The 1,370-nt window shown below is 34.7% G+C and carries 2 protein-coding genes; both read right to left on the bottom strand.

Annotation, left to right across the window (positions count from 1 at the left end; translation table 11 throughout):
- Window positions 1-811, bottom strand: an 811-nt coding sequence (locus tag FHL06_RS13105; protein ID WP_192917998.1) for a glycoside-pentoside-hexuronide (GPH):cation symporter, incomplete at its 3' end; no start/stop codon positions are given.
- A gap of 28 nt (window positions 812-839) precedes the next feature.
- A partial coding sequence (locus tag FHL06_RS13100) for an alpha-amylase family glycosyl hydrolase (RefSeq protein WP_153387045.1) occupies window positions 840-1,370 on the bottom strand: 531 nt, incomplete at its 5' end.

The raw sequence follows: 1,370 nt of genomic DNA, 5'->3' as shown, positions 1-1,370 counted from the left end.
TATATTTAAAGAAATAAATAGTGACTTGGTTTTTGGCTTGCATACCTAACCAATAAATAAAATTTAAGCCAATAACAATCAGCCAAGGCCAATTATTTTTAAGAGCCTTTAAGGAAGTTTTAAAAGGTAATGATTTTTGTGACTGTCTCGTTTGTACATGTTCACGTACATTAGCAAATACCACTAGATAAATAATAAAGAACACTGCAGCTGCCATTACAGCTAGCCAAAAGAATCCTTTTCTAGGATTGTTAGGCCCACCAAATAATGTCACAAGAGGCAGTGCAATAACTGAAATTAAGGTTCCTCCAAAGTTTGAAAACAAAGAACGTATCGTGGACAATACGACCCGTTCGTCGGGATCAGTAGTCATGCTTGGTAGGATAGATGTTAACGGAATATTAACAGCCGAGTACAAAACGTCAATACCAATATAGGTTACATATGCCCAAACAATTTTCCAATTCATGGATAAATCAGGCGTCATAAAGCACAAAATAGTAAAAATTGTAAATGGGGCATTGAACCAAAGCAAATAAGGGCGACTTTTTCCCCACTTGGTATGTGTATGGTCAATCATAACTCCCCAAAAAGGACCATCAATTGCATCAATAATCCTTGCAACTAACATTAACGTTCCTACAGCAGATGCAGTAATCCCAAAAACGTCTGTATAGAAGTACATCAAGTAAGTCCCAATTAAACTAAATGTAAAACTACATGCAAAGTCACTTGCTCCATAACTTAATCGTTCATTCCATGGCAATTTACCAGTCTTTTTATTTGACTGTAAAGTTGTTCTTTCTGCCATAATAATAATTCCCCCCGTAGATGCTCATTTATTTTTCAGAAAGATATACTCTTACTTCATATGGTCTTAATTCATTGTTTTTAACAATATCTTTATAATTTTGAATCAGCAGCTTACTGTTATCCAAAACTCTGTACTCTCGTTCAACCACTTTGTCTGTAAAGTTTGCAATCACTAGTAAGGATTCTTCTTCATTTTGACGAGTATATGCAAATACTTCCTGATCAGATTCATTTCCCTCAACAAGATTGAACACACCATCTGTAATGATTGGTAATTCATGCCTAAGTTTGATCAATTTTTGATAAAAATAAAATACAGAGTTTTTATCATTGAGTGCATCTTTAACATTAATTAACTTGTAGTTTGGGTTAACTGGTAACCACGGCGTTACTTTGCTAAATCCAGCATTTTCTGTACCATTCCACTGCATAGGTGTTCTAGCATTGTCTCTTGAGTGTGCCGCTAGATATTTAATCATCGTTTCTGAAGGTAGTAAGTGTTCTTGTTCTACTAACTCGTGATATGCATTAATTGATTCCAAATCACGATACTGATT

The organism is Companilactobacillus halodurans (genome assembly GCF_009600985.1).
GTDB classification, from domain to species: Bacteria; Bacillota; Bacilli; order Lactobacillales; family Lactobacillaceae; genus Companilactobacillus; species Companilactobacillus halodurans.
The sequence above is the reverse complement of the archived record's forward strand: the minus strand, read 5'-3'. Positions and strand labels throughout refer to the sequence as shown.